Source organism: Pseudomonas sp. (assembly GCF_049645325.1).
GTDB lineage: Bacteria > Pseudomonadota > Gammaproteobacteria > Pseudomonadales > Pseudomonadaceae > Aquipseudomonas.
Genome location: NZ_JBARTQ010000046.1, coordinates 1 through 23,555, shown reverse-complemented (window position 1 = coordinate 23,555; position 23,555 = coordinate 1). Strand labels below are relative to the sequence as shown.

General features: G+C 61.5%; 25 protein-coding genes and 1 riboswitch. Of the genes, 18 read left to right on the top strand and 7 right to left on the bottom strand.

The window, feature by feature from the left end; all coding sequences use genetic code 11:
- Window positions 1-52 precede the first annotated feature (52 nt).
- From WBB95_RS02045 to purM, 4 genes are all read right to left on the bottom strand, one after another.
- Window positions 53-241: a hypothetical protein gene (locus tag WBB95_RS02045; RefSeq protein ID WP_078738442.1), complete on the bottom strand. Its 189-nt coding sequence runs from the start codon at window positions 239-241 to the stop codon at window positions 53-55.
- Between the two features lie 376 nt (window positions 242-617).
- Window positions 618-1,331: a DUF3108 domain-containing protein gene (locus WBB95_RS02040; RefSeq protein WP_424486066.1), complete on the bottom strand. Its 714-nt coding sequence runs from the start codon at window positions 1,329-1,331 to the stop codon at window positions 618-620.
- A gap of 8 nt (window positions 1,332-1,339) precedes the next feature.
- Window positions 1,340-1,990 (bottom strand): phosphoribosylglycinamide formyltransferase, encoded by a 651-nt coding sequence (purN, locus tag WBB95_RS02035; protein WP_424486065.1) that lies wholly within the window; start codon window positions 1,988-1,990, stop codon window positions 1,340-1,342.
- Window positions 1,990-3,048, bottom strand: a complete 1,059-nt coding sequence (gene purM, locus WBB95_RS02030) for a phosphoribosylformylglycinamidine cyclo-ligase (protein ID WP_424486064.1) — start codon at window positions 3,046-3,048, stop codon at window positions 1,990-1,992. The genes purN and purM overlap by 1 nt, the downstream gene beginning before the upstream one ends.
- 352 nt (window positions 3,049-3,400) lie before the next feature.
- Between purM and WBB95_RS02025 the strand changes: the two genes are divergently transcribed.
- The 5 genes from WBB95_RS02025 (at window position 3,401) to WBB95_RS02005 (ending at window position 8,004) form a co-directional block, all read left to right on the top strand.
- Window positions 3,401-4,441: a DUF2066 domain-containing protein gene (locus tag WBB95_RS02025; RefSeq protein WP_424486063.1), complete on the top strand. Its 1,041-nt coding sequence runs from the start codon at window positions 3,401-3,403 to the stop codon at window positions 4,439-4,441.
- Window positions 4,442-4,494: 53 nt separating this feature from the next.
- Window positions 4,495-5,568 (top strand): AI-2E family transporter, encoded by a 1,074-nt coding sequence (locus WBB95_RS02020; RefSeq protein WP_424486062.1) that lies wholly within the window; start codon window positions 4,495-4,497, stop codon window positions 5,566-5,568.
- Between the two features lie 203 nt (window positions 5,569-5,771).
- Window positions 5,772-6,476 (top strand): DnaA regulatory inactivator Hda, encoded by a 705-nt coding sequence (hda, locus tag WBB95_RS02015; protein ID WP_058422138.1) that lies wholly within the window; start codon window positions 5,772-5,774, stop codon window positions 6,474-6,476.
- Window positions 6,477-6,689: 213 nt separating this feature from the next.
- On the top strand, window positions 6,690-7,319 hold the full coding sequence (locus WBB95_RS02010) for a C40 family peptidase (RefSeq protein ID WP_424486061.1): 630 nt from the start codon (window positions 6,690-6,692) through the stop codon (window positions 7,317-7,319).
- 145 nt (window positions 7,320-7,464) lie between these two features.
- Window positions 7,465-8,004 (top strand): NlpC/P60 family protein, encoded by a 540-nt coding sequence (locus WBB95_RS02005; protein WP_424486060.1) that lies wholly within the window; start codon window positions 7,465-7,467, stop codon window positions 8,002-8,004.
- A 133-nt stretch (window positions 8,005-8,137) separates the two neighbouring features.
- Here the strand turns inward: WBB95_RS02005 and WBB95_RS02000 are convergent, their stop codons facing one another.
- The gene (locus WBB95_RS02000; protein WP_424486059.1) at window positions 8,138-9,451 is read right to left on the bottom strand and encodes a PQQ-dependent sugar dehydrogenase; all 1,314 of its coding nucleotides are present in this window, start codon (window positions 9,449-9,451) and stop codon (window positions 8,138-8,140) included.
- A gap of 99 nt (window positions 9,452-9,550) precedes the next feature.
- A riboswitch (cobalamin riboswitch) is annotated at window positions 9,551-9,817 on the top strand.
- Window positions 9,818-9,896: 79 nt separating this feature from the next.
- Between WBB95_RS02000 and cobO the strand changes: the two genes are divergently transcribed.
- The 13 genes from cobO (at window position 9,897) to WBB95_RS01935 (ending at window position 21,423) form a co-directional block, all read left to right on the top strand.
- On the top strand, window positions 9,897-10,508 hold the full coding sequence (gene cobO / locus WBB95_RS01995) for a cob(I)yrinic acid a,c-diamide adenosyltransferase (protein ID WP_424486058.1): 612 nt from the start codon (window positions 9,897-9,899) through the stop codon (window positions 10,506-10,508).
- Window positions 10,505-11,893: a cobyrinate a,c-diamide synthase gene (locus tag WBB95_RS01990; RefSeq protein WP_424486057.1), complete on the top strand. Its 1,389-nt coding sequence runs from the start codon at window positions 10,505-10,507 to the stop codon at window positions 11,891-11,893. The genes cobO and WBB95_RS01990 overlap by 4 nt, the downstream gene beginning before the upstream one ends.
- Window positions 11,890-12,540, top strand: a complete 651-nt coding sequence (bluB, locus tag WBB95_RS01985) for a 5,6-dimethylbenzimidazole synthase (RefSeq protein ID WP_424486056.1) — start codon at window positions 11,890-11,892, stop codon at window positions 12,538-12,540. The genes WBB95_RS01990 and bluB overlap by 4 nt, the downstream gene beginning before the upstream one ends.
- Window positions 12,537-13,445, top strand: coding sequence for an adenosylcobinamide-phosphate synthase CbiB (gene cbiB, locus WBB95_RS01980; RefSeq protein WP_424486055.1), 909 nt, complete (start codon window positions 12,537-12,539; stop codon window positions 13,443-13,445). Before bluB ends, cbiB begins: the two co-directional genes overlap by 4 nt.
- Complete coding sequence (gene cobD, locus WBB95_RS01975; RefSeq protein WP_424486054.1) at window positions 13,438-14,427, top strand: threonine-phosphate decarboxylase CobD; 990 nt, start codon at window positions 13,438-13,440, stop codon at window positions 14,425-14,427. The genes cbiB and cobD overlap by 8 nt, the downstream gene beginning before the upstream one ends.
- Entirely contained in the window at window positions 14,424-15,875 is a 1,452-nt protein-coding gene (locus WBB95_RS01970) for a cobyric acid synthase (protein WP_424486053.1), read from the top strand. Before cobD ends, WBB95_RS01970 begins: the two co-directional genes overlap by 4 nt.
- Before the next feature lie 262 nt (window positions 15,876-16,137).
- The gene (gene cobU, locus WBB95_RS01965; protein ID WP_424486052.1) at window positions 16,138-16,659 is read left to right on the top strand and encodes a bifunctional adenosylcobinamide kinase/adenosylcobinamide-phosphate guanylyltransferase; all 522 of its coding nucleotides are present in this window, start codon (window positions 16,138-16,140) and stop codon (window positions 16,657-16,659) included.
- On the top strand, window positions 16,656-17,711 hold the full coding sequence (gene cobT, locus WBB95_RS01960; protein ID WP_424486051.1) for a nicotinate-nucleotide--dimethylbenzimidazole phosphoribosyltransferase: 1,056 nt from the start codon (window positions 16,656-16,658) through the stop codon (window positions 17,709-17,711). The genes cobU and cobT overlap by 4 nt, the downstream gene beginning before the upstream one ends.
- Window positions 17,708-18,283, top strand: a complete 576-nt coding sequence (gene cobC, locus WBB95_RS01955; protein ID WP_424486050.1) for an alpha-ribazole phosphatase family protein — start codon at window positions 17,708-17,710, stop codon at window positions 18,281-18,283. The genes cobT and cobC overlap by 4 nt, the downstream gene beginning before the upstream one ends.
- 2 nt (window positions 18,284-18,285) lie before the next feature.
- Entirely contained in the window at window positions 18,286-19,014 is a 729-nt protein-coding gene (locus WBB95_RS01950) for an adenosylcobinamide-GDP ribazoletransferase (protein WP_424486049.1), read from the top strand.
- A 42-nt stretch (window positions 19,015-19,056) separates the two neighbouring features.
- On the top strand, window positions 19,057-19,461 hold the full coding sequence (locus WBB95_RS01945) for a MarR family winged helix-turn-helix transcriptional regulator (protein WP_424486048.1): 405 nt from the start codon (window positions 19,057-19,059) through the stop codon (window positions 19,459-19,461).
- A 54-nt stretch (window positions 19,462-19,515) separates the two neighbouring features.
- Window positions 19,516-20,724 carry an MFS transporter gene (locus tag WBB95_RS01940; protein ID WP_424486047.1) on the top strand — a complete coding sequence of 403 codons (1,209 nt, stop codon included), beginning with the start codon at window positions 19,516-19,518 and terminating at the stop codon, window positions 20,722-20,724.
- 150 nt (window positions 20,725-20,874) lie between these two features.
- On the top strand, window positions 20,875-21,423 hold the full coding sequence (locus WBB95_RS01935) for a glutathione peroxidase (RefSeq protein WP_424486046.1): 549 nt from the start codon (window positions 20,875-20,877) through the stop codon (window positions 21,421-21,423).
- 88 nt (window positions 21,424-21,511) lie between these two features.
- On the opposite strand, the gene WBB95_RS01930 is transcribed toward WBB95_RS01935, so the two are convergent.
- A complete protein-coding gene (locus WBB95_RS01930) occupies window positions 21,512-22,786 on the bottom strand; it encodes an OmpP1/FadL family transporter (RefSeq protein ID WP_424486045.1) in 1,275 nt (424 codons plus the stop codon).
- Window positions 22,787-22,932: 146 nt separating this feature from the next.
- The gene (locus tag WBB95_RS01925; RefSeq protein WP_424486044.1) at window positions 22,933-23,415 is read right to left on the bottom strand and encodes a hypothetical protein; all 483 of its coding nucleotides are present in this window, start codon (window positions 23,413-23,415) and stop codon (window positions 22,933-22,935) included.
- Window positions 23,416-23,555 lie beyond the last annotated feature (140 nt).

The following is a 23,555-nucleotide window of genomic DNA, read 5'->3' as shown; positions in this document are numbered from 1 at the left end:
GGGTGTAGGCGGCCCGGCTGCGTGGGCCGGGCGTCTACGCGATTTCAGAGTTTCAGGAGCTTTGTGCCTGGCGCTTCATTTCGAGAGTTTCGAGCTCGTTTTTATAATTGTGGGCTTCGTTCTCGTTGTGGAACATGCCGACCAGTTGGTCTTGTTGATGTACATCCCAGATGTGAATCCCATGGCCCAGTGCTTCGTGGGACATGTGTGCATCGTCGCGTTCAGTTACTTTTACAGTCATCTGCTTGCTCCAATCTCTGGTTGATCTGCGGCAAGTCGTCGCAGGCCTCTGTTATATGTTTTGTTAGCTTGCTAAGTAAACCGATTTTGCACGTAACTATTCATTGCAGGAAACGCAACAGTCTTGCAGCCCCCGTAAACCGTGACATTCGGTCGCAGGGTCCTGAGTTTTATGACAAAAGTTTCATGTTCTGGGGGGCTTAAAGTGTTGTGTCGGCAGTGCTGACGTCATCGCAGGCAAGCCAGCTCCACAGGGAAAATGCATACCAATGTGGGCGCTGGCTTGCCTGCGATGGCGGTATCAGGCCCAGCACACAACCTGCAGACGAAAAAAAGCCCCGCATTCAGCGAGGCTCTTTTTTCAGCACATCAGCGTATCAGCTACCTTTGACAGCCTGGCCATCAACGGTGCCGTCCAGCAGCATGATGTTGTATTCCTTGCCGTCGGTTTCTACCTGACGCAGGGCAACCAGGATGCCGCCCCAGTCCTTGGCAAACCACATCTGGGTGATGCGCTTGCTTTGCGACGGGTCGCGCACACGCTCAACCTTGATGGCGTCAATGGCGCCAGCTTTGGTCTGGACCTTTTCCGGGCCGATCACGCGGAAGTCATAGGTGTCGACGTCGGTGCCTTCGACTACGCGGTAGCTCATGCTTTTCTTGCCGGCGGCGACGTCACGCTGCAGGGCAAGTTGATAGGTCGACTTGTCGAGCATGCCACTTTCGAGGGTGACATTGACCGGGTCCTTGTTTTCGAAGCCGGTGACTTTCTTGGCCGTCTGGTCGAAGTCCAGGTTGATCTTCTTCGCCTTGCCCAGGCCGCCGCGCTCGAAGGTGTAGCTCTTCGGTTGCAGGGCGTCCTTGTCGAAGTTGATGACGCTGGTCTCGGTGAGGCTGGCGATCATCATGGAAGCCTTGAAATTCAAGGTCCAGGAGCCATTCTCATTCTTGGTCAGGCTGCGTTCGGCCGAACCACTCATGGGCAACTGTTTCCAGTCGGCGGTGTAACTGGCGGAGAAAGGGTGAAGGTCTGCTGCTTGCACGGCTGGCAAGGCGAACAGCGCAAAAGCGAAGAGCAAGGCGCGACGCATAAAATCTCCTAGGTTCGAATCAAGTGGCCGCTGGCCGCGAGTAACTGACCGTCCAATAATGCACCCTGTTTACCAAGAATCAACCGGCCCTCGGCAAACCAGCGAACAGCCAGCGGGTAAATCCTGTGTTCCTGGGTATGAACCCGTTGCGCAAGTGTCTGCGCCGAATCTGCTGACTCTACCGGAACCACTGCCTGTACGACCAGAGGCCCGCCATCGAGTTCCTCGGTGACAAAGTGCACGCTGCAGCCATGCTCACTGTCACCGGCGTCGAGTGCGCGCTGGTGCGTGTGCATGCCTTTGTACTTGGGCAGCAGGGAAGGGTGAATATTGAGCAGGCGTCCTTCGTAGTGCCGCACGAAATCAGCGCTGAGAATGCGCATGAAGCCGGCAAGGACCACGAGTTTGGGGCTGAAGGCGTCGATCAGCTCGATCAAGGCGCTATCGAAGGCCTCGCGGCCTTCGAACGCCTTGTGATCCAGCGAGCGGGTTTCGATGCCCGCATCCCTGGCGCGTTGCAGGCCGTAGGCGTCGCTGCGGTTGGAAATCACCGCAGCGATGCGCACCGGGCTGTCGCCGGCGCGCGTGCTGTCGATCAAGGCCTGCAAGTTACTGCCGGTGCCGGACAGCAGCACCACGACATTACAGGTCTCAGGCATCAGTGAGCCTTGAGGTTCTTCAGTTCAACCTGGGCTGCGCCTTCTGGGGCAGTCGCGATCTGGCCGATGACCCAAGGTTGCTCGCCGGCTTCACGCAGTACATTCAGCGCGGTTTCAACGTGCTTTTGAGCCACGCAGATGACCATGCCCACGCCGCAGTTCAGCACGCGGTGCATTTCGGTCTCGTTGACGTTGCCTTGCGCTTGCAGCCAGTCGAATACTGCCGGGCGAGTCCAGCTGGCGACGTCGACGATGGCCTGGGCGCCTTTTGGCAGTACGCGCGGGATGTTGTCCAGCAGGCCGCCACCGGTGATGTGGGCCATGGCTTTTACAGCGCCAGTGTCCTTGATCAGCTTGAGCAGTGGCTTGACGTAGATGCGCGTCGGGGCCATCAACAGGTCGGTCAGCGGCTTGCCGTCGAGCTGGATGCTCTCGATGTCGGCGCCGGACACTTCGATGATCTTGCGGATCAGCGAGTAGCCGTTGGAGTGTGGGCCGGACGATGGCAGGGCGAGCAGGGCGTCACCGGCAGCGACTTTGGAACCGTCGATGATTTCGGATTTTTCCACCACGCCAACGCAGAAGCCGGCCAGGTCGTAGTCTTCGCCTTCGTACATGCCTGGCATTTCAGCGGTTTCGCCGCCGACCAGGGAGCAACCCGACAGTTCGCAGCCGGCGCCGATGCCGGTCACGACCTGGGTCGCGGTCTCGACGTTGAGCTTGCCGGTGGCGTAGTAGTCAAGGAAGAACAACGGCTCGGCGCCGCACACCACCAGGTCGTTGACGCACATGGCAACCAGGTCGATGCCAATGCTGTCGTGCTTGTTCAGGTTCAAGGCCAGGCGCAGCTTGGTGCCCACGCCGTCGGTGCCGGACACCAGCACAGGCTGTTTGTAGCCGGCCGGGATTTCGCAGAGGGCGCCAAAACCGCCCAGGCCGCCCATGACTTCGGGGCGCGCAGTGCGCTTGGCGACGCTCTTGATGCGTTCGACCAATGCTTCACCGGCGTCGATGTCTACACCGGCGTCCTTGTAGCTCAGGGAGGGTTGCTTGCTCATGATCCAGGCCTTTAGGGGGGATTCAGGGGTAACGACCGAGTGGGCGGGGGCTTTTGAAAAGAGCCCAGCCGTTGACGGTCTGCGAAGGCGCGCGATTTTATCAGGCTTGAGGGGCAGCGGCCATCCTCGGGCCGACGGGCAGGGCCATATAGGTGAAAAAGCCGGTTAAAAAAATGCTAATCGGCTCTGCTTTGGTGCGTATTAAGGTATAGCCTTGAATCCGCTATCGTTATGACAGTACAAAAACTACCGGGACCCTGTGAATGTTTTACCGGTCGCTGTGGTCACAGCCTCGCTAACCGAGTTCACGCGGTCTGTTCCAGCCGCTAAATTTGTCGTTCGGGAATCTTCCATGCGTCTGTGTAAATTCTTTTTTGTAGGCTGCTTGTCGTTGGTCAGCCTGGCGAGTCATGCCGAAACCCTCAACGGTCTTTATCAAGTACTTGAACCGGTGAGCAGCCAGTCGCCCCAAGAGCGCGACCAGGCCACCCAGCGCGCCGTGCAAACCCTGGTGATCCGCCTGACCGGCGACGCCAAGGCCGCCGATGGCCCGGGCCTGGCGGCCATTCGCAAAGACCCGCAACAAATCATCAGCCAATACGGCTACGACGCCGGTCCGCCGGAAAGCCTGCAAGTGGACTTCGACCCGGTCAGCACCGACCGCGCCCTGCGTGAAGCAGGCCTGTCGCTCTGGGGCAGCAACCGGCCGTCGATCCTCGGCTGGTGGCTGAACGATTCCACCGAGGGCAGCAGCTTGATCGGTGACGGTCAGGCCGTTGCCCAGGCGCTGCGCCGTGCGGCCCAGCACCGTGGCTTGCCATTGCGCCTGCCGCTGGGTGACCTGGAAGAACAGGTCGTCGCCACGGCGCCGAATCTGGAAAGCGCAGACGCCACCCCATTGCGCGCCGCCTCTGAACGCTACGGCGCCGACGCATTGCTCGCCGTCCACGCGCGCCAGGAAGGCAGCCAATGGCAGGCCAAATGGCGTCTGTGGCTGGGCGACAAGAGCGAACAGGGCACCGCCCAGGGTGCCGACACGGGCGCAGTGGCCGATGCCGTGATGCTGGCGGTCAGCCAAAAGCTGGCGCCACGCTTTGCCGTCAAGCCAGGGGTCAGCACCGAACAGTTGCTTGAAGTGCAGGGCATGACCCTGGAGCGCTACGCCGCATTGGGTCATTTGCTGGAGCCTTTTGGTGGCCAGCCGCAACGCGTGGATGGCAATCGCATTGTGTATCGCGTCAATGGCAGCGCCGATCAGTTACGTACTCAGTTGAGCCTGGCCAAGTTGACGGAGGTGCCTGCGGGTGAGGCGCCTGCTCAGCCACCGGTGGCCGATGGCACTCAACCGCCTGTCGCACCTGAACCTCAGGCGCAACTGCGTTTTCGTTGGTAAGTGGTCTTCCTTCTTATATAGAAGCGGGAAGCAAATAACAGATGGAGTGGTTTATGGCGGATACGCGTCGTTGGGTGTGGCTTGGCGGGATTGTCCTGCTGTGCGTCTTTGTGTTTTTGCTGCATTCGATCCTGACGCCGTTCCTGGTCGCCTTGTTGCTCGCCTATCTGTTCGATCCCGTGGTGGATCGCTTGGAAAAAGCCGGCTTGTCGCGCACTTGGGGCGTGGTGGCGGTGTTTGCCCTGTTCACGTTGATCATCACCGCGCTGGTGCTGGTACTGGTGCCGATGTTGGCCAAGCAGTTGTTCCGCCTGTATGAACTGGCGCCGCAGATGCTCGACTGGTTGCAGCACACGGCGATGCCGTGGGCCCAAACCAAGCTGGGGCTGGCGGACGGCTTCTGGAAGTTCGACAAGGTCAAGGCTGCGATCAGTGAGCACATGGGCCAGACCACCGATATCGTCGGTGTGGTGCTCAGCCAGGCCACGGCTTCGAGCCTGGCGCTGATCGGCTGGTTGACCAACCTGGTGCTGATCCCGGTGGTGGCTTTTTACCTGCTGCGTGACTGGGACATCATGATGGCCAAGATCCGCAGCCTGCTGCCGCGTGATCGTGAGGAGCGCATCGTGTCCCTCGCTGAAGAGTGTCATGAAGTCCTCGGCGCGTTCGTGCGCGGGCAGTTGCTGGTGATGCTGGCCTTGGGGATCATCTATGCGGGCGGCTTGATGGCGATCGGCCTGGAGCTGGGCTTGTTGATCGGCCTGATTGCCGGCTTGGCCGCTATCGTGCCGTACATGGGCTTTGTGATCGGTATCGGCGCTGCGCTGGTGGCAGGGCTGTTCCAGTTCGGCGGCGACCTGTACCCGATGCTGGGGATCGTGGCGGTGTTTATGGTCGGCCAGGCGCTCGAAGGCATGGTGCTGACGCCGTTGCTGGTCGGCGACCGGATTGGCTTGCACCCGGTGGCGGTGATCTTCGCGATCCTGGCCGGTGGCGAGCTGTTTGGCTTTACCGGCATCCTGCTCGCGCTGCCAGTGGCGGCGGTGATCATGGTGTTGGTGCGCCATGTGCACGATCTGTACAAGGATTCGGATGTGTACACCGGGGTCGAAGACCCGGATCTGTAACCGCTTCGTCACAAACCCGGCCCAGGCCGGGTTTGTTGTTTCTGGAGGCGGGGCGTCAAACAATTTGCGCAAATACCCCAAGTTAACGCAAACCTTTGATTTTGCTTGTGGTCTGCTGCATTGTGCGCCCGGCGTCACGGGTATAAACTTTGCAAACTTTACACAGAGGCCACTAACGGTTCGTTTGGAGCCGTTCAGTCAGCATGAAACCGATTCAGCTGCCCTTGGGGGTGCGTCTGCGTGACGACGCCACCTTCATCAATTACTACCCAGGCGCCAATGCCGCTGCACTCGGCTATGTCGAGCGGCTCTGCGAAGCCGACGCCGGGTGGACGGAAAGCCTGATCTATCTGTGGGGCAAGCACGGCGTGGGGCGTACCCACCTGTTGCAGGCGGCATGCCTGCGCTTCGAGCAGATGGGTGAACCGGCGGTGTACCTGCCGCTGGCCGAATTGATGGACCGCGGTATCGGGATCTTCGACCACCTCGAACAATACGAGCTGGTGTGCCTGGATGACCTGCAGGCGATTGCCGGCAAGGCCGAGTGGGAAGAGGCGCTGTTTCACCTGTTCAACCGTCTGCGCGACAGTGGCCGGCGTTTGTTGATTGCCGCCTCCACCTCACCGCGTGAGCTGCCGGTGAAGCTTGCCGACCTCAAGTCGCGCCTGACGCTGGCGCTGATCTTCCAGATGCGGCCCTTGTCCGACGAAGACAAATTGCGCGCTCTGCAATTGCGTGCCTCGCGTCGCGGCCTGCACCTGACCGATGAAGTCGGGCACTTTATCCTCACCCGCGGCACCCGTAGCATGAGCGCGTTGTTCGATTTGCTTGAACAGCTCGATCAAGCCTCTTTGCAGGCCCAGCGCAAGCTCACCATTCCCTTCTTGAAAGAAACCCTCGGCTGGTAGCCAACCCAGTCATTTCGGGGCTTTTGGCAAATTTCAGGCGTCAGAAAACCCGCGTTTGAGCCGGTTTGGCCACGCAAAAGGCATGAATAGGGTGTTAAGGGCTTAGATGTCATAGTCCAAACAAGAAGTCACATAGATCACGATTGAATTTGCAAATCGATGTGATAGTGGGCATAGTCTCGACTTCTTTACATATCAGCCACGGTCGTGCCCATGCTAAATCGCTTCGCACCCCTCGTGCCTCTCGCACTCGTCACCCTGTTGTTTGGTTGCGCCACCCACACTCAAAACGTGGCTGAGCAGCAAAATCCTCAGGTTCAAAACCAAGCTAAATTCGTAGCATCGCAATCTTCCACTGTTTACCAGGAAGAGATCGCTACTGAAAAAGAACTGGCCGACTTCGCCGGCAGCAAGCCTTACCAGCTTCCAGTTCTGGCCGACAGCATCCTCGAACGCGGCATGTCCCTGATCGGTACCCGTTACCGTTTCGGCGGTACCTCTGAGGCCGGTTTCGACTGCAGCGGCTTCATCGGCTACCTGTTTCGTGAAGAAGCCGGCATGAATTTGCCTCGCTCGACCCGCGAAATGATCAACGTCGATGCACCGTTGGTCGCACGCAACAACCTCAAGCCGGGTGATCTGCTTTTCTTTAGTACGGCTGGCCGCGGTCGCGTCAGTCATGCAGGTATCTACTTGGGCGATAACCAGTTTATCCACTCCAGCAGCCGTCGCAGTGGCGGTGTTCGAGTCGACAACCTCGGTGACAGCTACTGGAGCAAAACCTTCATCGAAGCCAAGCGCGCACTCGCCATGGCCCCGACCACGGTTACCGCCAGCAAGTAAAGTTAAAGTGATACTTGAAGTTTGACGTGTAAGCGCTAGAATCCCTGGATATTGTTGTAATCCGTTCGCGCGAGCTTTGCTTGCGCGTTCTGGTTTTCAACGTTCGGCAGCGAAAAGCCGCATCCAGACCAGGATTGTTCTGCCCATGTCGACCTCAGCCCGCCTCATTCTTCTCGTTTGCGCCGCGCTCCTCAGCGCCTGCGCAAGCCGTCCACCGCCGCCGGTTCCCATAGCCGTGAAGCCCAAGCCGGTGTTCAACTATTCCACGCAAAGTTTCTCTCCGGCTGCCGAAGACGTGCTTTTTCGCGCGCTGGGCCTGGTCGGCACGCCATATCGCTGGGGCGGCAATACGCCGGACTCGGGGTTTGATTGCAGTGGCTTGATCGGTTTTGTGTACCGTGACGCGGCGGGCATCTCCTTACCGCGCACCACCCGCGAACTGATTGTGATGCGTGCCCAGGATGTCAGCGAAGCAAACCTGCAGACCGGTGATTTGCTGTTCTTCGCCACTGGCGGCGGCTCCCAGGTGAGCCACGCAGGGATCTACGTGGGCGAGGGCCGCTTTGTGCATGCGCCACAGACCGGCGGTACGGTGAAGCTGGACACGCTGTCCAAGGCTTATTGGCAAAATGCTTACCTGAGCGCCAAGCGCGTGTTGCCGGCTGATCTGGCGCGTAACCCCTGAGTCAAGCAGCGATCAAACTGTGGGAGCGTGCTTGCTCGCGAAGGCGGAGTGTCAGTCGATACATAGGTGACTGAACCACCGCTTTCGCGAGCAAGCCCGCTCCCACAGTTGTTTGTGGCGTCGCTGAAACTGGCTACTTAACCGCCGACACCCGCCACACCTTGTTCCCCACATCATCCGCCACCAGCAAGTCACCCTGCTGATCAATCACCACGCCTACCGGCCGGCCCATGGCTTTCTCGTCTTTGTCGAGGAACCCGGTCAGCACATCCACCGGCTGCCCTTTGGGCTGGCCACCCTCGAACGGCACGAAGATCACCTTGTAGCCACTGTGCGGCTTGCGGTTCCACGAACCGTGCTGGCCGATAAACGCGCCGTTGCTGAACTGCGCCGGCAGTTTGCTGCCCTGCGCGAACGTCAGCCCCAAAGAGGCGGTGTGCGGGCCCACGGCGTAGTCCGGCGCGATCGCCTTAGCCACCAGGTCGGGGTTTTGCGGGGTAACGCGCACATCCACATGCTGCCCGTAGTAGCTGAACGGCCAGCCATAAAACGCCCCATCCTTGACCGAGGTGATGTAGTCCGGCACCAGGTCGCTGCCGATCTCGTCGCGCTCATTCACCGCCGTCCACAGCTTGCCACTCTGCGGTTCCCAGTCCATGCCATTGGGGTTGCGCAGGCCCGAGGCGAAAATACGGTGCTGGCCCGTGGCGCGGTCAACTTCCCAGATCGCCGCCCGACCTTGTTCTGCGTCCAGGCCGTTTTCGCCGACATTGCTGTTAGAGCCGACGCTCACATACAGCTTGCTGCCGTCTTTGCTGGCCACCACGTTTTTGGTCCAGTGGTGGTTGATGCTGCCGCCGGGCAGGTCGACCAACTTGGTACCGGCATCCTTGATCGCGGTTTCGCCCGGCTGATAAGGGAAACGCAACAGCTTGTCCGAATCGGCGACGTACAGGTCGTTGCCCACCAGCGCCATGCCGAACGGTGAGTTCAGGTTCTCCAGGAACACCGTGCGCGTCTCGGCGACGCCATCGTGGTCGGCATCGCGCAGCAACGTGATGCGGTTCGGGCTCGGCACACCGGCGCCGGCGCGGCCCATGACCTTCTCCATCACCCAGCCGCGTAAGCCCTTGGAATCGTCAGGCTTGGGCGGTGCGTTGGTTTCTGCCACCAGCACGTCACCGTTGGGTAACACATACAGCCAGCGCGGGTGATCCAGGCCTTCGGCAAACGCCGCCACCTGAGTGCCTGCCGCCGCCGTGGGCTTCGCGCCGTCAGGCCAGCCGATCGCCGGGGCGATGTTCACGGTGGGGATCAGCGTCTTGTTCGGCTCCGGCAGCTTGGGCGAGGGCCCGGTGCCGTCGGAGACCTGCAGGGTAGAGCTTTCTCCGCAGGCGGCGAGGGTGCCTGCGACCATGATGAGTAAGGCTAGTCTGGTTTTATGCATGGTTTTCTCCTGAATACCTGTAAGGGTAGAGGAGCGCGGTGGTGCGATGGTTCAAGTGCAAGGCCAGCTTTAATTGACGCTCCACCCCCAACCCACTAACCTTCGCGGCTTGTTCCAGGTGCTCTGTGGCCCGCGGGTCGACAGAGTGAAACAGGGAAGCCGGTGAGTGAGCGCACTTGTACACAGTGCTGCCGCAATTCCGGCGCTGCCCCCGCAACGGTAAATGAGTGAAAACGGTGCTTTTTGCCACTGTATCGCACGCGATATGGGAAGGCGCACCGTCGGCCTGCGCTCTCTCGCTTTATAAAGAGAAGCGCAAGAGCGCCACTCATGAGTCCGGAGACCGGCCTGGATCATCCAACAGCATCACGGTGGGCGATGCTTGGCTGTCTGTTTGGTCTTTTTCCTGCCCGCCGTTTTTGTCCAGCCCCAACGGAGAGCTGCCATGACTGATTCCCCTGACCGCGACGAGCGCCACCTGGCGCGTATGTTGCGCAAAAAAGCCGTGATCGACGAGCGCATCGCCAATTCCCCCAACGAGTGCGGATTGCTGCTGGTATTGACCGGCAACGGCAAAGGCAAGAGCAGCTCGGCCTTTGGCATGCTCGCCCGGGCCATGGGCCACGGCATGCAATGCGGCGTGGTGCAGTTCATCAAGGGGCGCAACAGCACGGGCGAGGAGCTGTTCTTCCGCCGTTTCCCCGAGCAAGTGCGCTTCCACGTCATGGGCGAAGGCTTTACCTGGGAAACCCAGGACCGCCAGCGCGACATCGCCGCCGCCGAAGCGGCATGGGCGGTGTCTCGTGAACTGCTGCAAGACCCTTCCATCGGCATGGTGGTGCTGGACGAGCTGAACATCGCCCTCAAGCACGGCTACCTCGACCTCGACCAAGTACTCAGCGACCTGCAAGCCCGCCCGCCAATGCAACATGTGGTGGTCACCGGCCGTGGCGCCAAGCCTGAACTGGTTGAATTGGGCGACACCGTCACCGACATGGGCATGCTCAAGCACGCGTTCCAGGCCGGCATCAAGGCACAGAAGGGCGTCGAACTTTGAATCAGCCCCGTCATTGCCCGGCTGTCTTGATCGCCGCACCGGCGTCCGGCCAGGGCAAAACCACCGTCACCGCTGCACTCGCGCGTTTGCACCGCAATTTGGGGCGCGAAGTGCGCGTGTTCAAATGCGGGCCGGACTTCCTCGACCCGATGATCCACGAGCGCGCCAGCGGTGCCCCGGTGTATCAATTGGACATGTGGATGGTGGGCGAGCAGGAAAGTCGCCGTCTGCTGTGGGAAGCGGCGGGCGAGGCCGACCTTATCCTGATCGAAGGCGTGATGGGCCTGTTCGACGGCACGCCCTCCAGCGCCGACCTGGCGCGGCATTTCGGCGTGCCGGTGCTTGGCGTAATCGACGGTACCGCCATGGCCCAGACTTTCGGCGCGCTGGCCTTGGGCCTGGCGCGCTATCAGCCCGATCTGCCGTTCGCCGGTGTGCTGGCCAACCGCGTCGGCACCCTGCGCCATGCGCAATTGCTCGAAGGCAGCCTCACTGAAGGCCTGCGCTGGTATGGCGCGCTGTCGCGTGAAACCGGGATCGAATTGCCCAGCCGCCATTTGGGCCTGGTGCAAGCCAGCGAACTGAATGACCTCGACGTACGCCTGGACGCCGCCGCCCAAGCCTTGGGCAGCAGCTGTGAAGTCGCGTTGCCGCCACCGGTGACCTTTGCCGCGCCGCAAGTGATCGAGGCCGAGCCCTTGCTCGCCGGTGTGCGTATTGCCATCGCGCGTGACGAAGCCTTCGCCTTCACGTATGGCGCCAGCCTCGACCTGCTGCGCGCCATGGGCGCCGAACTGCGCTTCTTCTCACCGATTCATGATCGCCAATTGCCTGACGCCGACAGCCTCTATCTGCCCGGCGGCTACCCGGAACTGCACCACCAGGCGCTGTCGGAAAACACCCCGATGCTCGACGCCATCCGTGCCCACCATGCGGCCGGCAAACCCTTGCTCGCTGAATGTGGCGGCATGCTTTACCTGCTCGACTCGCTCACCGACGTCGATGGCACCCGTGCCGAACTGGTCGGCCTGTTACAAGGCGATGCGGTGATGCAAAAGAAACTCGCGGCGCTGGCGCTGCAAAGTGTCGAGCTGCCGGAAGGTGTATTGCGTGGTCACACCTATCACCACTCGCTGACCAGTACCGAGTGGCAGCCGATTGCCCGTGGCCTCAGCCCGAATGGCGGGCGCGGGGCCGAGGCAGTTTTCCGACAGGGGCGCATGACTGCTTCCTACGTACATTTCTATTTTCCGTCGAATCCGGCTGCGGTGGCCGCATTGTTTGCGCCGAGCCCTGAGAGCGCCATCGCAGGCAAGCCAGCGCCCACCTCGACAGCGTTCACTATCCAACAGGTGGGAGCGGGCTTGCCCGCGAAGAGGCCATGACCGACAACGCCTTCCCCCAGTCCGACCGCGACGCCGTCTACCGCGCCATCGCCGAACGCCGCGACATGCGCCACTTCACCGGCGGCAGTGTGGCGCCCGAATTACTGCATCGCCTGCTCCAGGCCGCGCACCAGGCGCCGAGCGTGGGCTTGATGCAGCCGTGGCGCTTTATCCGCATCAGCGATCGCGCGTTGCGCGGGCAGATTCAACAGCTGGTGGAAGAAGAGCGCGTGCGCACCGCCGAAGCCTTGGGCGAGCGCTCCGATGAGTTCATGAAGCTCAAGGTCGAGGGCATCAACGACTGCGCCGAAGTACTCGTGGCGGCGCTGATGGATGACCGCGAACGGCACATTTTCGGTCGGCGCACGTTGCCGGAAATGGACATGGCGTCGTTGTCCTGTGCGATTCAGAACCTGTGGCTTGCCGCGCGTGTCGAGGGCATTGGGATGGGCTGGGTTTCGTTGTTCGAACCCCAGGCGCTGGCCGACCTGCTGGGTTTGCCGCCCGGCGCGAAACCCCTCGCCGTGCTGTGTCTGGGCCCGGTAGCGCAGTTCTACCCGGCACCGATGTTGCAGCTCGAAGGCTGGACCGAACCACGGCCGCTGAGTGACATGTTGTATGAAAATGTGTGGGGAGTGAGTCAATGAGTGTGGCCTTGCTGTGCGTCGCGGCAGTGGCGCTGGATGCGCTGCTGGGCGAACCCAGGCGCTGGCATCCGCTGGTGGCGTTCGGCAATTTCGCCGGGCGCATCGAGCAACGTTTCAACACCGGTGGCCGTGGCTGGCGCAGCCATGGCGTGACCGCGTGGTTTATCGCCGTGGTGCCGCTGACCCTGCTGGCTACCGCCTTGTCGTGGGCGCCGTACATCGGTTGGGTGCTGGAGATTCTGGCGCTGTACTGCGCCCTCGGCATGCGCAGCCTGGGCGAGCATGTGATCCCCGTGGCCCAAGCATTGCGCAGTGATGACCTGGACGAAGCGCGTAAACGCGTGAGCTATCTGGTCAGCCGCCAGACCAGCGAACTGGACCGCACCGAAGTCGCCCGTGCCGCCACTGAGTCGGTGCTGGAAAATGGCAGCGATGCGATATTCGCCGCGCTGTTCTGGTTCGTGGTTGCCGGCGTGCCGGGCGTGGTCCTTTATCGCCTGAGCAACACTCTCGACGCCATGTGGGGGTATCGCAACGAACGCTTCGAGCGCTTCGGCTGGGCAGCGGCGAAGATCGACGATGTACTCAACTATATTCCTGCACGTCTGGTGGCGTTGACCTACGCCGTATTGGGCAAAACCCGCCTGGCACTTAAATGCTGGCGCACCCAGGGCCCGACGTGGGACAGCCCCAACGCAGGCCCGGTGATGGCGGCCGGTGCCGGTGCGCTGGGTGTCGAATTGGGCGGCGCGGCGATTTATCACGGCGAGTTGCATCAGCGTCCGCCACTGGGCGAAGGCCCGGCAGCGGATGCCGATTCCATCGACCGTGGCTGGCAACTGGTGCAGCGCGGCGTCTGGTTGTGGCTGCTGATCCTGTGCGCGGGGGCGCAATTCTATGCTTGAGCACGGTGGCCGGCTGCGTAAGGCAGCGATTCAGTACGGGATTGCCGAGGCCGACTGGCTTGACCTGTCCAGCGGCCTCGCGCCCTGGCCGTGGCCGATCCCCGAGATCCCGCTGCGCGCCTGGGCGCGGTTGCCGGAAACCGATGACGGCCTGGAAAAGGCCGCCAGCGAGTATTACGGCGCCGCCCATGTGTTGCCGGTGCCGGGTTCCCAGGCGGCGATCCAGTTGCTGCCGCGGCTGCGGCGCTCCGGCAAGGTCGGTGTGCTGTCGCCCTGTTATGCCGAACACGCCGAGGCCTGGCGCCGCGCCGGGTACGTGGTGCGTGAAGTGCAGGAGCAGGAAGTCGATTTTTTCCTCGACAGCCTCGACGTGCTGGTGGTGGTCAACCCGAATAATCCCACGGGCCTGAGCCTGACCCCGCAACGCCTGCTCGACTGGCACTCACGCCTGGCCGAACGCGGCGGCTGGCTGGTGGTGGACGAAGCGTTTATGGACGTCACCCCGCAACTGAGCCTGGCGAGCCACGCCCATCAAGTCGGTCTGATTGTGCTGCGCTCGTTCGGCAAGTTCTTCGGCCTGGCGGGTGTGCGGCTGGGCTTTGTGCTGGCCGAGCGCAGGTTGCTCAAGCTGCTCGCCGAACAGCTCGGGCCATGGGCCGTCAGCGGGCCGACGCGGGTGCTCGGCCAGGTGTGCCTGCGCGATACCGCCGGGCACACACACCAACGCGCGCGTTGCCTCGAAGCCGGTCAGCGTTTGTTTGTATTGCTTGAACGCCATGGCTTTCAACCCCACGGCGGCTGCGCCCTGTTCCAATGGCTGATCACCCCCCACGCCGAACGGCTGCACGAATTCATGGCCCAGCGCGGCATTCTGCTGCGCCTGTTTGTCCACGACAGCAGTGTGCGTTTCGGTTTGCCCGACACCGAGGCGGATTGGCTGCGACTCGATGCGGCGCTCGCCGCCTACAAGGACGCTTCATGACGACGCTGATGGTGCAGGGCACCACCTCCGATGCTGGCAAAAGTACCCTGGTGACCGCGCTGTGCCGTTGGCTGGTACGCCAGGGCGTAGCGGTGGCGCCGTTCAAGCCTCAGAACATGGCGCTCAACAGCGCCGTCACCGCTGAAGGCGGCGAGATCGGCCGTGCCCAGGCCGTGCAGGCGCAGGCCGCCAACCTCGCGCCGCACACCGACATGAACCCGGTACTGCTCAAACCCGACAGCGACACCGGTTCCCAAGTGATCATCCATGGCCGCGCCGTGACCAGCATGAACGCGGTGGCCTATCACGATTACAAAGCCATCGCGATGCACGCCGTGCTGGCTTCCCACGCGCGGTTGAGCGCGGCCTACCCCGTGGTGATGGTGGAGGGCGCAGGCTCTCCGGCGGAGATCAACCTGCGCGCCAATGACATCGCCAATATGGGCTTTGCCGAGGCGGTGGATTGCCCAGTGCTGTTGATCGCCGACATCAACCGTGGCGGCGTGTTTGCGCATTTGGTCGGCACCTTGGAATTGCTTTCGCCGACGGAACAGGCGCGGGTCAAGGGCTTCATCATCAACCGCTTTCGCGGCGATATCGCCCTGTTGCAGCCGGGGCTGGATTGGCTGGAAGCGCGCACCGGCAAACCGGTGGTGGGTGTGTTGCCGTACGTGATGGACTTGCACCTGGAAGCCGAAGACGGCATTGACCAGCGCCAGATCGACAAGGCCGTCCACGTGCTCAAGGTGGTGGTGCCGGTGTTGCCGCGTATCAGCAATCACACCGATTTTGATCCGCTGCGTTTGCACCCGCAGGTGGATTTGCAATTCGTCGGGCCGGGCCAGGCGATTCCTGCCGCCGACTTGATCATCCTGCCAGGCTCGAAAAGCGTGCGCAGTGATTTGGCGTATCTGCGCGCCAATGGCTGGGACACTGCGGTGGCGCGGCACTTGCGCTATGGCGGCAAGGTGCTCGGCATTTGCGGCGGCTTGCAGATGCTCGGTGAGCAGGTGCATGACCCGCTCGGGCTGGAAGGCGCTGCCGGGTCCAGTGAAGGCTTGGGTTTGCTGGCGTTCAGTACGACGCTGGAGGAAGAGAAGCAACTGCGCAATGTGCGTGGGCGTTTGTTGCTTGAAGGGGCTGAGGTCAGCGGGTATGAGATTCATGCCGGTGTGACGTCGGGTGCCGCGTTGTCTCAGGCCGCCGTGCTGCTGGATGATGGCCGTCGTGACGGTGCGCAGAGTGCGGATGGGCAGATTCTTGGGACTTATCTGCATGGCCTGTTCGAGACGCCGGCGGCGTGCAGCGCCTTGCTGCGCTGGGCGGGGTTGCAGGATGTGCAGGAGGTGGATTACCACGCGTTGCGCGAGCGGGATATTGAGCGCTTGGCGGACTTGGTGGAGAACCATCTGGATACCGGCTTGTTGCGCACGCTGTGTGGGGTTTGACGGTGGGTACGCGATTGGAATGTGGGAGCTGGGATGCTCGCAATAGCGGCGCTTCCCAATCTAATTGTGGGAGCTGGCTTGCCTGCGATAGCGGCGCCTCCTATTCAACTGACACCCCACCCTCCAACTGTGGGAGCGGGCTTGCTCGCGAAGCCCTCCCAGGCGACACAATCCTCCAAACTGTGCGCATTTCCTTTATCACCCACCGCAAGCAAGCCCGCGCCCCTATTGATCCGCGTGAACTCAACAAAGGTGGCACCCCATGCTTCAACTGATCCTCGGCGGTGCCCGTTCCGGCAAGAGCCGTCTTGCGGAAAAGCTCGCCGCTGACAGCGCGTTGCCGGTTATTTATATCGCCACCAGCCAGCCGCTGGATGGGGAGATGAATGCGCGTGTTTTGCTGCATCGCGAGCGTCGTCCCGATGCTTGGGGGTTGATCGAGGAGCCTGTCGAACTGGCACGTGTACTGCGTGAAAACGCAGCGGCGGATCGCTGTTTGTTGGTGGATTGCCTGACCCTCTGGCTCACCAATCTGCTGATGCTCGAAGACCCGGCACGCCTGACGCTTGAGCGCGATCAGCTGTTGGAAACCCTGGCCTCGCTGCCGGGGGAAATCATTTTTGTCAGCAACGAGACCGGTTTGGGTGTCGTGCCGCTGGGCGAATTGACTCGCCGCTATGTGGATGAAGCCGGTTGGCTGCATCAAGCCTTGGCCGAGCGTTGTCAGCGTGTTGTCCTGACGGTTGCCGGCCTGCCCCTGACGTTGAAAGGTACTGCGTTATGACTGACACCTGGTGGCTCAACCCGTGCAAGGCGGTCGACGCCTCGGCGCATGAACAAGCGCTGGCTCGCCAGCAGCAATTGACTAAACCCGCCGGCTCTCTCGGCCAATTGGAAGCGTTGGCGGTGCAGTTGGCCGGCCTGCAAGGCCGTGTCAAACCGTCGGTGGATCAGCTGTGGATCGCCATTTTTGCCGGTGACCACGGGGTGTTCGCGGAGGGCGTGTCGGCGTTTCCCCAGGAAGTCACGGGGCAGATGCTGCATAACTTCGTCACCGGCGGCGCGGCCATCAGTGTGTTGGCCAAGCAATTGGACGCGCAGCTGGAAGTGGTGGACCTCGGCACGGTGACGCCGTCGTTGGACTTGCCGGGTGTGCGTCACCTGAACATCGGCGCGGGCACGGCGAATTTCGTCAATGGCCCGGCGATGACTGAGGCCCAAGGACGCCTGGCCCTGCAAGCCGGTCGCGACAGCGTACGCCGTGCGCTGCAAAGCGGCGCGCAGTTGTTTATCGGCGGCGAAATGGGCATCGGCAACACCACGGCGGCGAGTGCGCTGGCGTGCGCATTACTCGATTGCAAAGTGAGTGACCTGACGGGCCCGGGCACCGGTTTGAACGCCCAGGGTGTGAGCCACAAGGTGGCAGTCATCGAGCGCGCGCTGGCGCTGCATGCCGGGCAGCGTGATAACGCGCTGCACAGCCTGTTCAACCTGGGTGGTTTTGAAATCGCCGCGCTGGTCGGCGCCTACCTGGCCTGTGCCCAGGAAGGCATCGTGGTGCTGGTGGATGGGTTTATCTGCACCGTCGCTGCGCTGGTGGCCACGCGCCTGAACCCGGCGTGCCGTGAATGGCTGGTGTTTGGCCATCGTGGCGCCGAGCCGGGACATCGTCATGTGCTGCAAAGCCTTGACGCACAACCGTTGCTGGAACTCGGCCTGCGCCTGGGCGAGGGCAGTGGTGCGGTGCTGGCGGTGCCTTTGCTGCGTCTGGCGTGTGCGCTGCACGGGCAAATGGCGACGTTCGCTGAAGCGGCCGTGGCAGACCGCCCGGCATGACCTTGCACCTGGACCTGCTGCGCCACGGCGAAACCGAGCTGGGTGGCGGCTTGCGTGGCAGCCTGGATGACGCCCTGACGGCCAAGGGCTGGGAGCAGATGCGCGCCGCCGTGACAGCGCAAGGACCTTGGGACCGCCTGGTCAGCTCGCCGTTACAACGGTGCGCACTGTTCGCCCATGAGTTGGGCGCACGGCTCAAGGTACCGGTCAGCCTGGAAAAAGACCTGCAGGAGTTGCATTTCGGCGCCTGGGAAGGGCACAGCGCGGCGGCGTTGATGGACACTGATGCTGAAGGGCTGGGCCTGTTTTGGGCTGACCCGTACAGCTTTACGCCGCCAGAGGGCGAGCCTGTCAGCGACTTTTGCGCGCGGGTGCTGGGCGCCGTCTCACGCCTGCATCAGGCGTATGCCGGTGAGCGCGTGTTGCTGATCAGCCACGGCGGCGTGATGCGCCTGCTGTTGGCGCGGGCGCGAGGCTTGCCCCGGGAGCAATTGCTGAATGTCGAGGTTGGCCACGGCGGCTTGTTCAGTCTGCAGGTCGAGGCGGATGGTGTGTTGAAGGAAGGTGCTTGAGCATGTTGCCATTCTGGATTGCCCTGCAATTTCTCAGCAGCCTGCCGATCCGTTTGCCCGGCATGCCGCAGCCTCAGGAACTGGGGCGTTCGTTGCTGTTTTACCCACTGGTGGGCCTGCTGTTCGGGCTGCTGTTGTGGGACCTGAACACGGCGTTGATGGGCGCGCCGCTGTTGTTGCACGCTGCGCTGTTGCTGACGGCCTGGGTGCTGCTCAGTGGTGGCTTGCACCTGGACGGCCTGGCCGACAGCGCCGATGCCTGGCTTGGTGGTTTCGGCGACCGGGAACGCACGCTGACCATCATGAAAGACCCGCGCAGCGGCCCGATTGCCGTGGTCACGCTGGGGTTGGTGTTACTGCTCAAGTTCGCCGCGCTGGTGGCGTTGATCGAACAGCACAACGGTGCGGCGCTGATCCTCGCACCCTTGATCGGGAGGGCGTCGATGCTGGCGCTGTTTCTGACCACGCGCTACGTGCGTGCAGGCGGATTGGGCCAGGCATTGTCGGATCACTTACCCCGGATTGTCGGTCAGCAGGTGCTGATCCTCAGCGGCCTGGCCTGTATCCTGATTGGCGGTTTCAGCGGCGGGATTGCGGTATTGCTCGCTGCACTGTGTTTTATCGGGCTGCGCCAATTGATGGTCAATCGATTGGGCGGCACTACGGGCGACACGGCCGGCGCCCTGTTGGAATTGCTGGAAATGGCGGTTCTGGTCGGGCTGGCGCTGTAACGCTTTCTTGCAATTAATTAATCCCGGGTATATACACGCTCCATGCTTGCTTCCCAATGTTTATGCACCAACCTGCGACGCGCCGCCCGTGGCGTCAGCAGGCATTACGACGGCGCTCTCGACGGCTTCGGGATCAACGTTGCCCAGTATTCTTTGCTGTGTAACCTGCAGCGCCTCCACCAACCGAGCATCTCCAGCCTGGCTGAAGCCATGGGCCTGGACCGCAGCACCTTGGGGCGCAACCTCCGGGTGTTGGAAGGCGAGGGCCTGGTGCAATTGGTTGAGGGCGGTGACTTGCGCAACCGCCTGGTGCTGTTGACGCCAGCCGGTGAAGAGCGATTGGCGGCGGCCTTGCCGGCCTGGGAAGCGGCGCAGCAGAAATTGATTGATCAACTGGGCGTGGAAAAACGCGAAACCCTGTTGGCCTTGCTGGACGAACTCGCGTAAACGCGGCTTTGTTCGAACATAAGCGGGTATATACCCGCGAACGGAGAATAAGAAATGACCTCGATGTGGCGCACCAGTGGCTGGGTGCTGTTAGGCAGTGCGCTGATCCTGGCGCTGTCCCTGGGTGTGCGGCACGGCTTCGGCCTGTTTTTGGCGCCCATGAGCAGCGAATTTGGCTGGGGCCGCGAAACCTTTGCCTTCGCAATTGCCTTGCAGAACCTGATCTGGGGCCTGGCGCAACCGTTTACCGGCGCTTTGGCTGACCGTTTTGGCGCGACCAAGGCCGTGTTTGTCGGCGGTGTGCTGTACGCCGTGGGCCTGGTGTTGATGGGCATGTCTGACTCGGCGTGGTCGTTGTCCCTGAGTGCGGGTTTGCTGATCGGGATTGGCCTGTCGGGCACGTCCTTCTCGGTCATTCTCGGCGTGGTCGGCCGGGCTGTGGCGCCGGAAAAGCGCAGCATGGCCATGGGCGTCGCCAGCGCCGCAGGGTCGTTTGGCCAGTTCGCCATGGTGCCGGGCACTTTGGGCCTGATCAGTTGGTTGGGTTGGTCGGCGGCATTGCTGGTGCTGGGCCTGATGGTGGCGCTGATCCTGCCGCTGGTGGCGATGCTCAAGGACAAGCCGCTGCCGGCCATGGTCGGTCAGCAGACGATGCGCGAAGCCTTGAGGGAGGCGTGCTCCCACTCGGGTTTCTGGCTGCTGGCCTTTGGCTTTTTTGTGTGTGGTTTCCAGGTCGTGTTTATTGGTGTGCACTTGCCGGCGTACCTGGTGGACCAGCATTTGCCGGCGACGGTCGGCACCACGGTGCTGGCGTTGATCGGCCTGTTTAACGTATTTGGTACTTATACCGCCGGCTGGCTTGGCGGGCGTATGTCCAAGCCGCGCTTGCTGACGGGGCTGTACGTGTTGCGCGCAGTGGTGATCGCGGTGTTTCTGTGGGCGCCGGTGACCGAGGTCACGGCTTACGTGTTTGGCATGGCGATGGGCTTTTTGTGGCTGTCCACCGTGCCGCTGACCAACGGCACCGTCGCGACGCTGTTTGGCGTGCGAAACCTCTCCATGCTCGGTGGGATCGTGTTCCTGTTCCACCAACTCGGCTCATTCCTCGGCGGCTGGTTGGGCGGCGTGGTCTATGATCGAACCGGCAATTACGATTTGATCTGGCAGGTGGCAATCCTGTTGAGCCTGCTCGCCGCGGCCCTGAACTGGCCCGTGCGTGAGCGGCCAGTGGCGCGCCTGCAGGCGCAGATGGAGGCGGCATGAGTGTGACGCTGCGGTGTGTGGCGCTGACAACAGGCCTATTGGTGTTGCTGCTTGCCTGGTGGGGTTGGCAGCACGGCGGCCTGGCGTTGATGCAGTTGGGCATGGCGATCTGTTAAGTTCTGTGTCTGAACTGACTGAAGGACTCTCGACATGCAGATGCGCTGGCTCGCGGTACCCGTCCTGATGGCCGTTGGCAACCTGGCCTTGGCTGCCAATTGCCCGTCGTTGCTGGAGGGCCAATTGCCCAAGCTGCGGGTCAAGGAATCCATCGACCTGTGCCAGCGCTTCGCCGGCAAACCGTTGGTGATCGTCAATACGGCGAGCTTTTGCGGGTTCGCGCCTCAGTTCAAAGGCCTTGAGGCCTTGTATCAACGCTACAAGGGCCAGGGGCTGGAGGTGATCGGTGTACCGTCCGACGACTTCAAGCAGGAGGCCAAGACTGGCGAAGAGACCGCCAAGGTCTGTTATGTGAATTACGGCGTGACCTTCACCATGACCGAGCCGCAGAAGGTCAAGGGGCCGGACGCGGTGCATCTGTTCAAGGTCCTGGCGCTGCAGACCAGCGCGCCGAAGTGGAATTTCTATAAGTACGTTGTGGACCGCCAGGGCAAGGTGATTGCCAACTTTTCCAGCCTGACCAAGCCGGACAGCCCGGACATGATCAAGGCCGTGGAGCAGGCACTGGCTTCAAAGCCTTGATCCCCAGCCATTAAAAAGCCCCGCCTCCTTTACAGGAGCGCGGGGCTTTTTTGTATTCAACTGGCGAGCCGGTCAGGCTCGCAGTGAATCAGAACTTGTAGGTGGCCCCCAGGCCATAACCCCAAGCGCTGTTCTTGTAGTCGGCATTGTAGGCGTTGCCCTTGCCGGTACGGTTGACGTTGACTTCTTCTTCCCAGAGGTAAGAAATGGCCGCGTCGATGGTGATGTCGTCGGTGGCGTTGAAGCCGGCACCAAAGCTGACAGCCTTACGGTCGCCCGTCGGGATGCGCACCGAGCGGTCGGTGTTGTTGGTAGGCGACTGGTCAACCGAGAAGCCGGTACGCAGAACCCACTGTTTGTTGACCTGGAACGAAGCGCCAATGGCCGAAGCCCAGGTGTCGTGCCAGTTTTGCGGTTCGTTGATGGTGCCGATCGGACCCGCCGCACCACCGAGGGCAGGCGAAACACCCTGGTTGTTGACGGTGATTTCTTTCAGGCGGCTCCAGCGTGTCCAGGTAGTGCCTGCATACAACGTCCACTGGTCATCCAGCTTGTGGGTGACCGAAAGGTCGTAGGATTCCGGCGTGGTGATGTTCAGCGATGCATCGAAACGCCCGCCGTTGAACGGACCGAAACCAAGGCCGGAAATATCGGTGTGGCCTGTCAGGTTGTAGGAAACCTTGGAGGTGTACGTCAGGCCGATGTTGGTGCTCGCCCATGGCGTGACCAGTACACCGATCTTGTAGCCCCACGCAGTGTCATCACCCTTGATGTCTACCAGGCCGTCATTGCGGCCGAAGGTAGCTGCCAGAGGGGTAGACGAAGTCAGGTTGCCACTGATTTTGTTGAATGTCGGGCCGATACCCACAGACACGTATTCGTTGAAAGCGTAGCTGACAGTCGGCTGGATGGTGACGACTTTCACGTCACTCTTCTTGCCGTAGTAGCGGCCGCCGAAGCTGTCTTCGTAGTTGGTAATCAGGCCGAACGGCGCATACACGCCCAGGCCGAATGCCAAGTCATCGGTCGCTTTTTTCACGGCAAACAACATCGGGACTTTGGTAAAGGGAACCATGTCACCGTCGTTGGTGCTGCCGGGTGGGCCACCGCTGGTGTTTTTGATATCGGTTTTGGCATCGATAGCGGCAACGCCGCCAGTGATTTGATCGCGCTTGAGGCGCGACATGCCGGCAGGGTTGCCAGCGACAGTACTTGCATCATCGGCAGATGAGGAGCGCCCCGCAAAACCGGTACCCATCCCGCTGATGCTTTGTTCGTTGAGGGCAAAGCCGCTCGCGAACAGTTGGGTTGAGGCCATTGCAACGGCGAGGCTAAGTGTCGTCTTGAGCATTACTTTTTTCATTATTAGAACTCCGTGGTGATCACCGCTGCGGAAAGTAACAATAAATTTAGGTTAGCGCTATAGGCTGTAAAGCAGGAGATAGAGCGGTTTTGTAGGACAATCCGACCAAAATCAGCGTTTTTAGCCGAATCTTGCAAAACGCCTGATCAACAAGTGACCTGATTCATGGGTGAAACACAGGTTTGCCAGGCGTGGGTGAAATCCCGCAGCCGTCCTTGAGGGTGAAAAATTTCTTTCCAGATACGCGCCATGCCCAGTACATCGCCGGGCTCCGGCAGTGCGGGACGCTGTTGTTCCACCAGCAACCAGGCGATGGCGGTGGCGTAGCGCAGGTTGACCGTGAGTTCCAGCTGAGGGGCGCTGAGGAAGGCATGTTGGCTGGCCAGCCCGCGTACCAGGCTGGCGCGTTCGGGGTCCAGCGCCAAGTAGGTGTCCCAGAGGGCACGGTGGCGAGGTTCGGTGATGCTGTACAGGCCATGGCCGCGCCGATCATGCAGCGCAGAACCCAGTTCCGACTGGCTGGCGGCAATGCCCAGCAGCAGGGATTCAGCTGTCAAGTCATGGCGGCCGAGGTAAATCAACGTCGGCCTGATCACATAACGACACAATTCGCTGGCGGCGATACCCATACAAGCCTCAATCCATGAAAGTGGTCGACGGTGCCTGAGAGGAGCTTGGCAGCAGTGAATCGGACCTCAGGCCCGTCGCAAGCGGATCATGCCGCTTGAGTTGAAGTGTAGTGTCATATTTGTGATGTAAAGGACTGTTT

Excerpts from the sequence above, each read along its gene's own strand:
- WBB95_RS02045 (WP_078738442.1), bottom strand. The coding sequence starts at position 241 with ATGACTGTAAAAGTAACTGAACGCGACGATGCACACATGTCCCACGAA.
- WBB95_RS02040 (WP_424486066.1), bottom strand. The coding sequence starts at position 1,331 with ATGCGTCGCGCCTTGCTCTTCGCTTTTGCGCTGTTCGCCTTGCCAGCC.
- purN (WP_424486065.1), bottom strand. The coding sequence starts at position 1,990 with ATGCCTGAGACCTGTAATGTCGTGGTGCTGCTGTCCGGCACCGGCAGT.
- purM (WP_424486064.1), bottom strand. The coding sequence starts at position 3,048 with ATGAGCAAGCAACCCTCCCTGAGCTACAAGGACGCCGGTGTAGACATC.
- WBB95_RS02025 (WP_424486063.1), top strand. The coding sequence starts at position 3,401 with ATGCGTCTGTGTAAATTCTTTTTTGTAGGCTGCTTGTCGTTGGTCAGC.
- WBB95_RS02020 (WP_424486062.1), top strand. The coding sequence starts at position 4,495 with ATGGCGGATACGCGTCGTTGGGTGTGGCTTGGCGGGATTGTCCTGCTG.
- hda (WP_058422138.1), top strand. The coding sequence starts at position 5,772 with ATGAAACCGATTCAGCTGCCCTTGGGGGTGCGTCTGCGTGACGACGCC.
- WBB95_RS02010 (WP_424486061.1), top strand. The coding sequence starts at position 6,690 with ATGCTAAATCGCTTCGCACCCCTCGTGCCTCTCGCACTCGTCACCCTG.
- WBB95_RS02005 (WP_424486060.1), top strand. The coding sequence starts at position 7,465 with ATGTCGACCTCAGCCCGCCTCATTCTTCTCGTTTGCGCCGCGCTCCTC.
- WBB95_RS02000 (WP_424486059.1), bottom strand. The coding sequence starts at position 9,451 with ATGCATAAAACCAGACTAGCCTTACTCATCATGGTCGCAGGCACCCTC.
- cobO (WP_424486058.1), top strand. The coding sequence starts at position 9,897 with ATGACTGATTCCCCTGACCGCGACGAGCGCCACCTGGCGCGTATGTTG.
- bluB (WP_424486056.1), top strand. The coding sequence starts at position 11,890 with ATGACCGACAACGCCTTCCCCCAGTCCGACCGCGACGCCGTCTACCGC.
- cbiB (WP_424486055.1), top strand. The coding sequence starts at position 12,537 with ATGAGTGTGGCCTTGCTGTGCGTCGCGGCAGTGGCGCTGGATGCGCTG.
- cobD (WP_424486054.1), top strand. The coding sequence starts at position 13,438 with ATGCTTGAGCACGGTGGCCGGCTGCGTAAGGCAGCGATTCAGTACGGG.
- WBB95_RS01970 (WP_424486053.1), top strand. The coding sequence starts at position 14,424 with ATGACGACGCTGATGGTGCAGGGCACCACCTCCGATGCTGGCAAAAGT.
- cobU (WP_424486052.1), top strand. The coding sequence starts at position 16,138 with ATGCTTCAACTGATCCTCGGCGGTGCCCGTTCCGGCAAGAGCCGTCTT.
- cobT (WP_424486051.1), top strand. The coding sequence starts at position 16,656 with ATGACTGACACCTGGTGGCTCAACCCGTGCAAGGCGGTCGACGCCTCG.
- cobC (WP_424486050.1), top strand. The coding sequence starts at position 17,708 with ATGACCTTGCACCTGGACCTGCTGCGCCACGGCGAAACCGAGCTGGGT.
- WBB95_RS01950 (WP_424486049.1), top strand. The coding sequence starts at position 18,286 with ATGTTGCCATTCTGGATTGCCCTGCAATTTCTCAGCAGCCTGCCGATC.
- WBB95_RS01945 (WP_424486048.1), top strand. The coding sequence starts at position 19,057 with ATGCTTGCTTCCCAATGTTTATGCACCAACCTGCGACGCGCCGCCCGT.
- WBB95_RS01940 (WP_424486047.1), top strand. The coding sequence starts at position 19,516 with ATGACCTCGATGTGGCGCACCAGTGGCTGGGTGCTGTTAGGCAGTGCG.
- WBB95_RS01935 (WP_424486046.1), top strand. The coding sequence starts at position 20,875 with ATGCAGATGCGCTGGCTCGCGGTACCCGTCCTGATGGCCGTTGGCAAC.
- WBB95_RS01930 (WP_424486045.1), bottom strand. The coding sequence starts at position 22,786 with ATGAAAAAAGTAATGCTCAAGACGACACTTAGCCTCGCCGTTGCAATG.
- WBB95_RS01925 (WP_424486044.1), bottom strand. The coding sequence starts at position 23,415 with ATGGGTATCGCCGCCAGCGAATTGTGTCGTTATGTGATCAGGCCGACG.